The 8628-nt window shown below is 44.3% G+C and carries 9 protein-coding genes; 6 read left to right on the top strand and 3 right to left on the bottom strand.

Features of this window, described 5'->3' with window-relative positions; translation table 11 throughout:
- Positions 1-789: vWA domain-containing protein (locus C7B77_RS17270; RefSeq protein WP_181243901.1), on the bottom strand; the 789-nt coding region annotated here is incomplete at its 3' end.
- Between the two features lie 187 nt (positions 790-976).
- On the opposite strand from C7B77_RS17270, the gene C7B77_RS17265 reads away from it, so the two are divergent.
- From C7B77_RS17265 to brxD, 4 genes are all read left to right on the top strand, one after another.
- Complete coding sequence (locus C7B77_RS17265; protein ID WP_106307449.1) at positions 977-1582, top strand: Uma2 family endonuclease; 606 nt, start codon at positions 977-979, stop codon at positions 1580-1582.
- A 165-nt stretch (positions 1583-1747) separates the two neighbouring features.
- On the top strand, positions 1748-1975 hold the full coding sequence (locus C7B77_RS17260; protein ID WP_106307446.1) for a hypothetical protein: 228 nt from the start codon (positions 1748-1750) through the stop codon (positions 1973-1975).
- A complete protein-coding gene (locus C7B77_RS17255; protein WP_106307444.1) occupies positions 1972-3213 on the top strand; it encodes a hypothetical protein in 1242 nt (413 codons plus the stop codon). The genes C7B77_RS17260 and C7B77_RS17255 overlap by 4 nt, the downstream gene beginning before the upstream one ends.
- 87 nt (positions 3214-3300) lie before the next feature.
- Entirely contained in the window at positions 3301-4614 is a 1314-nt protein-coding gene (gene brxD / locus C7B77_RS17250; RefSeq protein ID WP_106307441.1) for a BREX system ATP-binding protein BrxD, read from the top strand.
- Positions 4615-4829: 215 nt separating this feature from the next.
- Here brxD and C7B77_RS17245 read toward each other — a convergent pair whose 3' ends face one another.
- Positions 4830-6035, bottom strand: coding sequence for a glycosyltransferase family 4 protein (locus tag C7B77_RS17245; protein ID WP_106307438.1), 1206 nt, complete (start codon positions 6033-6035; stop codon positions 4830-4832).
- A 518-nt stretch (positions 6036-6553) separates the two neighbouring features.
- Here C7B77_RS17245 and C7B77_RS17240 point away from each other — a divergent pair.
- A complete protein-coding gene (locus C7B77_RS17240; protein ID WP_106307435.1) occupies positions 6554-6778 on the top strand; it encodes a hypothetical protein in 225 nt (74 codons plus the stop codon).
- Between the two features lie 39 nt (positions 6779-6817).
- Here C7B77_RS17240 and C7B77_RS17235 read toward each other — a convergent pair whose 3' ends face one another.
- Positions 6818-7990, bottom strand: coding sequence for a pyridoxal phosphate-dependent aminotransferase (locus C7B77_RS17235; RefSeq protein ID WP_106307432.1), 1173 nt, complete (start codon positions 7988-7990; stop codon positions 6818-6820).
- Positions 7991-8144: 154 nt separating this feature from the next.
- Here C7B77_RS17235 and C7B77_RS17230 point away from each other — a divergent pair, with 154 nt between their 5' ends.
- Positions 8145-8507, top strand: coding sequence for a VOC family protein (locus C7B77_RS17230; protein WP_106307429.1), 363 nt, complete (start codon positions 8145-8147; stop codon positions 8505-8507).
- The last annotated feature ends 121 nt before the right edge of the window (positions 8508-8628 follow it).

Genomic DNA, 8628 nt, shown 5'->3' with positions numbered 1-8628 from the left:
ACCCCCCCCAAGTGCTGTTAATATGCCCACAGAACTCAGCAAAACTGGCAACCAAAGCTGTTGAAATAAATAACCGTTAATCAAACAAGTTTCTTGCCCACCTGGTGCTGGAGTGCAAAATTCTTGCACCGTCGGGGCGATATCGACTACGCTCAAGTTATAGTTACCAATGTTTTGCGATCGCAATTTTAGCGGTAAAGCATCGATCCATGCTTGTCGCTCTTGACTTTGTGCCGAATTTTGTTCGCGAAAAGGACTACCCGCTGGCGTCTCTACCCAGACAGATGAAGCGATGCCCGGATTGCTTAGCAGCGGCGCATCAGTAATCCATACTACCGACTGCGTTCTCACTGGTTTGTTCGCAGTGAGCCGACACTGATTTAACTGCGCTAAACCCTTATAAATTGTCGCCTCTGCAATCTGAATGTCCGTATTCTGGAGCGCATCGCTAGATTGGAGCGGTAATTTTTGAAGAATCCGCTCGATATCTGCTGGCTTGCCACTAAACGGAATTGCCGCATCTGCTGATAAACAATCTACTTGCGGTTGCAGCGGGTTTACAATCGATGCAAATGGCGCGACATACACCGCATCGCCGGGACGCAAACTATCCTGAATAATCTGCTTCAGGCGCAATCGCCCTTCATCATTCAATCGTACACTTCCAGTCAGATCGATCGCGAGTACCACATCCCGCCCTTGCTGACTGGAAGTCAGTTTTAGACCCATTTTTTGCCAGTCAGTAAGCGGCTGGCGACTCGGCACGACTTTCGAGCAACTTGAGTTCAAAGGAAATAGTTGTGGAGTAAATCGGACATATATATAGTAACGCCTGTGTCGATCGAGTTACACACAAAATCCCGATCGCGATCGGTCAGACAAGTTATGATGCAGATACAAAGTGAAGATCGATTCATCGTTCGATCTGAGTCACGATCGAACATATCGCCACAGAAGATAACAGCCCGATCGCTTTATGACCTATACTTCTACCAAAGTTCTTACCTTTGATGAATTTGTCTCTCAATACGGCGACAATCCCCGCTACGAGTTAATTGATGGAGAATTGCGCGACATGGAACCGACTGGCCCTCATGAAGCCGTAACGGGACAGATAATTGGCTATATTTTCGTAGAAATCCTCCGTTCGCACCGCAACTGGATTGTACCCAAAAATTGCCTCATCAAACCACCCGCAATGGCGGCTACAGTCTTGCGCCCCGATGCCATCGTCCTAGATGAAACTAAACTCAGTCAAGAACCACTATGGCAAAAAGAACCGATAATTTGTAATGGCAGTACCATTCAATTAGTCGTTGAAGTTGTCAGTACCAATTGGCAAGATGATTACGCCCGCAAGATGGAAGAGTATGCACTTTTGGGCATTCCTGAATACTGGATCGTAGACTATCTAGGTATCGGCGGTATCGCTTTTATCGGTAAACCAAAACAACCAACTATTACAGTCTGTCAACTTGTCGGCGATAGCTACAGCCAACAACAATTTCGACTGGGAGAATCTATTTCATCTCCTACTTTCCCCGAACTTAAACTTCGTCTCGACGATCTTATCCCGCGCTAGCCGAATCCTGCCAAAACTAAATGGGTATCGATCGACTATAAATCTTATTTATGTTCCTGACAGATGTAGCGTTCCTGAGTATATAGTAGCAGCCCTCGCGATGCGCTCTCCAAGAGCCGACAACACAGCATTTGAGGGGGGTAAATATCTATTTGGCTACTCGATATGCTCAAGAATTGGTTTCTGCTGGCTTCTGTATCCTGTGGGGTAGGATTTGGCTCTACCTTCCTAGTTAGTCGTAATTTACAACAGTCTACATGGGCGGGTTTAGGGACAGTTCCCGCAGTTGCGGCAAGCATGACGATTCTATCTCGTCAGCGCAAAGAGGAGATCGAGCGTCAGGTAGCAAAATCGCGATCGAGTTTAGATGATGTTCGACAGCAATTGCAATGAGCGAAAGTAGCTGTCGCGAAATTGGCTCCCAAGAGCAGGAGTTGCAAGCAGCATGTACCCAACTCAGACAAGAGGTAGAGCAAAATACTCTTAGCAAGCGGGAACTAGAAAGCACGATTGCAGATTTAAAACAGCAATCGGATAGCTTACCAGCAAAAATAGCAGAAAGAGAACTTTATCTCGATAAGATCGATCGACATATTTCTCGACTCGAAGCAGAACAAAATCGACTCTCGATTGCTGTCGATAGTTTATCTCGATCGTTATCCGATCGACAAGCTCAAGAGCTAGGGTTAGCACAAGCAAAAACAGAGGAAATTAGCCAACATTCAGTTAATAAAGAAAAAATCGAAGCTGAAATTGCAGCTCTAGAGAGTCAATTTAAGATTCTCCAATCAGAAATTGCCACACAGCAAGTCGAGCGCAACGAATTACAGCAACAGCTCTATACGCTCGAAGAGCAACAAGAGCAAAAGTCGATAGAGAATAACAAGTTGGATCGCTCGATAAAATCTCGGCAATCTGCGATCGATGAACTAGAGTTAGAAATAAAACATCGGCACCAAGATAAAGAAGATATTAATTATAAAATTATTGAGCTAGAAGATAGTATCTTCTTTGCTTCAGGCCATAATGTCGATGACTCATTAAATATTAATATTGTCGATCTCTATCGCCAGTGGCAATCTACAAATAAGCAGATATCCGATCTCAAGGAACAGATATCTAAATTAAAACAAGAAAAAGAACTTCTACAATACAAAAAATGGCAAGAACATTTAATATTTAAAAGTAATCCACATCTGCAAATTTTAGAACATATCGATAGACACGAAGTAATTACTGAATCAGAAGTCAATCATCGTCTTGATAATTCTCGTGCCAGTAGACAATTTGCAAATAGGTTACGAGAATATTCTCTACATCTACCCTTCTCGGTCAAAGTAGAATCATCAGCCAGCGGTAGCCGTTATGTTAAAGAGATCGTCACAATTGTCGAACCACCACATCCCGCCGATGTTTTACAGGCAGATTTAGTAGAGATAGAACTCCCCCATATTCAAACTAATGGAGCTGTATCAGAACTGGAAAATACAATAATTCAAGATTCAGTTTTCGATGTTAAATCACAGTCAAATGATGACTCTTTCGAGCGAGTTACGAGCGCGCATAATACTTGTCGCTCTTGTGAAAGAATCCCTATGTATGGACATGATTATTGCTCCAGTTGCGCGTAGCACTTTTGTAATCAGTGCATGTCTAATTAAATTGACAATATTTATTGGACAAATCATTAATAGTTAAAATATCCAAATTAGTAAAATATGAAAATTAGCAAACAAGACATAGAGCATATATTTGAAAGACTGAGATCGGGGGTAGTACCAGAGAGAGGGTTAGAAGCTTTTGCCGTAGGTATCGATCGAACCAGAACTGAAATTAAACGTCAGTTAGACTTAGCCAGCAATCGGGAGGGAGTATTTAAATTTCTCAGAGGTGGCTATGGTTGCGGTAAAACTTTTGTATCGCGATTGGCTCTTCTGGATGCTCGCTCAGAAGATTTTGCTACTAGCTTTGTCGTAGTTTCAGATAACGATTTACATTTTCACAAATTTGATGACGTCTACCGTAAAGTCGTGCAAGAATTAGGCACGAGTGAATGCGAACGCGGGGCATTAGGATTTATTATCGATCGATGGATTGGACGCGTAGAAGCGGCTTTAATTGCTGGTGGAGCCGATCCCGATCTGGCAAATTTTGATGAAAAAGTAGAAAAAAGAATTGAAGAGGATTTAACTTCTCTCACTCAGGGGCAAGCACCCCAAGATATGATTCGCGTACTGCGAGCAATTTTTAAACTCAAACAAAACAACGATCTTGAGAATGCTAGCGCACTGATATCTTGGCTTTCTGGCAGTAAAAATGTGTCTGTTAGCCCTAAGAAAATTGCTAATGTGAAGGGCAATATTAACAGTACGGAGGCAATGGATTATCTCCAAGGTATTTTAGCAATTACCAAAGCTGCTGGATATAAAGGCTTAGTAATTGCAATCGATGAAGTTGAAACCATTTTACGGATGAAATCGGATATTCGAGCCAAATCGTTAAATGGTATTCGCCAAATTTGCGATGCAGCCGATCGTTATCCTGGTTTATTGTGGATTTTTACAGGTACGCCACAGTTTTTTGATACTAATCGCGGCGTAGCTGGATTGGAACCACTCCACAATCGCTTAAAACTAATCCAAAATGGTAAATTTTATAATCAGCGTCAGCCGCAACTAGTACTCAAGCCTTTTAACGCTGAAATCTTAACAGAACTAGCTCTGAAATTGCGATCTTTATATCCTACCGATAATCGAGCGCAACTCGATCGGAAAGTTACCCCAGAATTTATCGAACGATTAGTTACCGAAATGACCAAAGGATTTGGTGGTGATGTGGGGATTGTGCCTCGTGAATTTCTGCGACAATTGGTGATGATTCTCGACTTGGCTAGTACAGAACCAGACTTCGATCCGCTGAAGGATAGCGGCTATAAGTTGGAACTTAATAGTGAAGAACTTCGCATCATTGAAGGTCGATCTTATATCAAGCTAGAACCAGAAGATAGCGATCGATATGCATTGACATTTTAAGAGTAGACATTGCGTCAACAAACTCTCGAAAATGTCTAATAGCATGAATACACACTTTCTAGACTTTCGGCTTAAGTAGGTAGGTGCTATTTTTTATAAAATAGGTCGTCTCTGAAACCTAGATAGTGGGCTGAATTTTGCTATCGAGTTACACACAAAATGCCAACTCAACTATTGGGCGATACTCATCTGTTGGTAATGGCCGTCTGACACTTCTATCCCCTACCCCCTAATTGAAGAGATTCCTTGGTTTTAGTCAGTGCCTTCTTGTAGACAACCTCAGTTTGGACGGCAATCTTCGCCCAATTAAAGCGTTTGCTTAGTTCGTCGTAGGCATTATCTGTCAACCACTTGGCATAACCAGGATTTCTAAGTACTTCTAAAATCCCCCAGGCGAGTGAATTGCAATCCCATTTCCAGGTGACGATTCCGGTTTTGGTATGCCTAACTACCTCTGCGAGTCCGCCAGCATCGGAAACAACCACTGGTACCCTAGCGGCAAAACTTTCGAGAGCGACGATACCAAAGGGTTCGTAGAGGCTGGGAAATACCGCACAATCGGCAACAGTTTGAAATTTATCTAAATCTTCATCAGACATAAAACCCGTGAAAAAACATTTTTCCCAAATTCCCAAATCCCAAGCTTGTTGTTTCAATCCATCGGTATTACCCCCGCCAATAAAGATAAATTTGGCATTTCCGCCCAATTCCCATAAGACTTTAGGTGCGGCATTTAAAAGGACAAATATTCCCTTCTCATACGTCATCCGTCCGACATAATAGACGATTTGTTCGTGGTCGGCGGCAAATCTACGGCGAAAATCCCAGAAATCAAAATCTTTGGGACGTTGCTTTTTCTGGGGACGAATACCGTTGTAAATGATGCTAATTTTTTCCCACGGACATTTGAGGATCTGCCCTACTTCTTGGCGCATGTATTCGCTACAAACGATCGTTTGGGTAGCCGCCTCTACCAGGCGTGTTTCTTGAGAATGAACGTGTTCGCTACTGGGGTTGTGAATACCACTATGCCTACCAAATTCAGTCGCATGAATCGTAGCCACGATCGGAATTTGGAACTTTTCGCTCAAATAAAGTGCCGTATCTGCCACCATCCAATCATGAGCGTGAATTAAGTCGAAATCATCAGATAGCTCCACTAATTTGGTACTATACTTGCTCATGCTGTCGTTCATATTCCCAATCCAATTGAAGATATCTTGGCTGAAGCCAGCGACAGGAACGCGGTGAACGTAGATGCCTTCAATAATCTCTTTGGGTGGTGCTTGAGAGAACTCGACAGTAATCAGGTGAATCTCATGACCCAATGTAACCAACTCTGGGTACAACTCAGCTCCATGACGAGCAATTCCGCCAACGAGGCGTGGTGGAAATTCCCAAATAAGAACTAAAATTTTCATTGCTACTAGTGGTGCTACTGTTCTCTCCCTAATTGGTTTGATTCAGTAGCAGAAAACCTTGCCCGAGCAAGGAGAAGTGGTTTCTGCCACTACTTGAAGCCAGATCTAGCTGCTATCGAGCAATATAGATTGAGAAGCCGCATGAATTTGGCTATGATTTTGGATCTCGATCGCCAGCGACAGATTCTTAACATTATATCTGGCTATCGATCGATCTGGACTTTATTCAATATCGACCAGCAAGTAGTCACAAACTCAAGGCCCTACCTACCACATTTAGCGTACCCACTCAGTCGATATCGATTGTCACGGACTATAAATTCTTAAGAAAAAATTCCACAACTATTCGAGATGTTTGTGGCTCAATAGTTATTAAAGTCGATCCCCGATTGGATCGAGTCCAAATTAGCGAGTTTTACCTCGATCCCCAGGCGCGTTAACTAAAAATCCGGCTGAGGATCGATCGAGATTATCGCGATCGTGTAGAACTACCCACCCCATCTCGATAAATTGTCCAAATGCCAGCTATTACCAAAATCATTTGCCCCAACTGCGGCTCTCCCCATGCCGAACGTCATCTCCTCGACGGCCAACTCAGTCGCACTCAGTGTTGGGACTGCGACTATCTGTTCGTTAAGTGTCAGCGTACCAATCGGGTAGTCGAAGCTTACGCACCAGGCATGGATGTCGGCAGATTCCGACAAGCGATCTTGGTACGTAATTCACTTGCCGTCCAGGGTTAGCGGCTATCTTCAGTAGCTCGAAATGAGATCGTGCTAGCTTTAATTGCCGACGCACGATCGAATAAACTTATCTAACCTGTCCATCCCTTTTTCGATCGTGGTGAGATCCGTAGCATACGAGATCCGAATGTGGTCGTCCGCACCAAAGGGTAGTCCGGGAATGACGGCAACTTGCTGTTGTTCGAGCAATTGCTGGCAAAAATCTAGAGACTGGAGATTCGTACTGCCGATATTGATAAAAATATAAAACGCCCCATCCGGTTTGGCACAACTTAAACCTGGAATTGTCTGGAGCCGTTCTAAAATAACTTGCCTGCGCTGGGCAAAAGCTTGGCGCATGTTTTCTACACAGTCCTGTGAGCCTTCTAGAGCCGCGATCGCGCCATATTGAGCAAAAGTACAGACATTTGACGTACTATGCCCTTGCAGGGCACTAGCGGCTTGAATCAGCGCGATGGGAGCGGCGAGATAACCGATCCGCCAACCTGTCATCGCATAGGCTTTGGCAAACCCATTACTGATAATCGTCCGCTCGAAAATATCCTTACCCAACGCACCGATACTGACTTGCTCGACGCCATCGTAAACGATCTTTTCATAAATCTCATCCGAGACTACTAGAATATCGCGATCGACAATTACCTGCGCCAAGGCTCGCAACTCAGCCGGAGTATAAACTACCCCCGAAGGATTGGAAGGAGAATTGAGAATAAATAACTTGGTTTTGGGCGTAATGGCAGCATCGAGAGCAGCGGGCGTAATTTTATAATCGGTACTGCTATCGGTAGCGACAATGACGGGGATACCGCCGACTAATTTCACCATTTCGGGATAACTCAACCAAAACGGTGCGGGGATAATCACCTCATCGCCAGGATTAATTAACGCCACCATCAAATTGTAGAGCGAATGCTTACCCCCATTGGTGACCAAAATATTCGCAGGGGCATAGTTTAAATTATTATCCCGTTGCAGCTTGTTGGCGATCGCTTCGCGTAGTTGAGCTTCACCTGCGGCGGCACCATACTTGGTTTTGCCCCGATCTAAAGCTTGTTTGGCAGCATCTTTTATGTGTGCTGGAGTATCAAAGTCGGGTTCTCCCGTACTGAAACTACAAACATCCTTGCCATCTTTCTGCATGGCTTTCGCCATAGCCGCAATGGCGAGGGTGACAGATGGTTCGATCCCGGTGATGCGCTGTGCCAATTCCATAACTTATCGATGCTCCCCAGTCATCTCGCCTAATGTCGTTAAACTATATATACGAGTTGTCTTTGTTTATATAATATAGTTCCCAAGCGTAGCCAATTATAAACCCATTTGCCAGTCTGCGATTTAAAGTTAATGTTGTAGTATTAAAATATTCATGCTTACCTCTGCCCTAGTCACGATCGCCAGCATTAATTTCGATCGGATCGTAGACTTTTACACCCAATTTCTGGAGATTGCACCCGATCGATCGATTCCGAATGTCTATGCAGAGTTCTCCATCGCTGGATTGAAATTGGGAATTTTTTGTCCCCATCCCAGCAATCGTCAGGAATTTGGGCATCCTCAGCAAAGCGGGATGAGCATGTGCCTAGAAGTCGAGAGTCTAGAAGACTCGATCGACAAATTAGCCAAACTCGGCTATGCACCCCCAGGGCAAATTACCACCGCCTCCCACGGTCGCGAAATCTATGCCTACGACCCCGATGGCAATCGCTTAATTTTACATCAAGCAGCGTAAGGGTGGGGAGTTGGGAGTTGGGAGTTGGGTGTGGGAGAGTGAAAATTGTGCTTTTACCCATCCACTCATCCACCCATCCACTCATCCACCCATCCACTCATCCACCCATCCACTCATCCAC

The sequence above is a fragment of the Chamaesiphon polymorphus CCALA 037 genome (assembly GCF_003003845.1).
Classification (GTDB): Bacteria; Cyanobacteriota; Cyanobacteriia; order Cyanobacteriales; family Chamaesiphonaceae; genus Chamaesiphon; species Chamaesiphon polymorphus.
This window is presented reverse-complemented; position numbering and strand designations above follow the sequence as displayed.

Excerpts from the sequence above, each read along its gene's own strand:
- brxD (WP_106307441.1), top strand. The coding sequence starts at position 3,301 with ATGAAAATTAGCAAACAAGACATAGAGCATATATTTGAAAGACTGAGA.
- C7B77_RS17255 (WP_106307444.1), top strand. The coding sequence starts at position 1,972 with ATGAGCGAAAGTAGCTGTCGCGAAATTGGCTCCCAAGAGCAGGAGTTG.
- C7B77_RS17240 (WP_106307435.1), top strand. The coding sequence starts at position 6,554 with ATGCCAGCTATTACCAAAATCATTTGCCCCAACTGCGGCTCTCCCCAT.
- C7B77_RS17265 (WP_106307449.1), top strand. The coding sequence starts at position 977 with ATGACCTATACTTCTACCAAAGTTCTTACCTTTGATGAATTTGTCTCT.
- C7B77_RS17245 (WP_106307438.1), bottom strand. The coding sequence starts at position 6,035 with ATGAAAATTTTAGTTCTTATTTGGGAATTTCCACCACGCCTCGTTGGC.
- C7B77_RS17230 (WP_106307429.1), top strand. The coding sequence starts at position 8,145 with ATGCTTACCTCTGCCCTAGTCACGATCGCCAGCATTAATTTCGATCGG.
- C7B77_RS17260 (WP_106307446.1), top strand. The coding sequence starts at position 1,748 with ATGCTCAAGAATTGGTTTCTGCTGGCTTCTGTATCCTGTGGGGTAGGA.
- C7B77_RS17235 (WP_106307432.1), bottom strand. The coding sequence starts at position 7,990 with ATGGAATTGGCACAGCGCATCACCGGGATCGAACCATCTGTCACCCTC.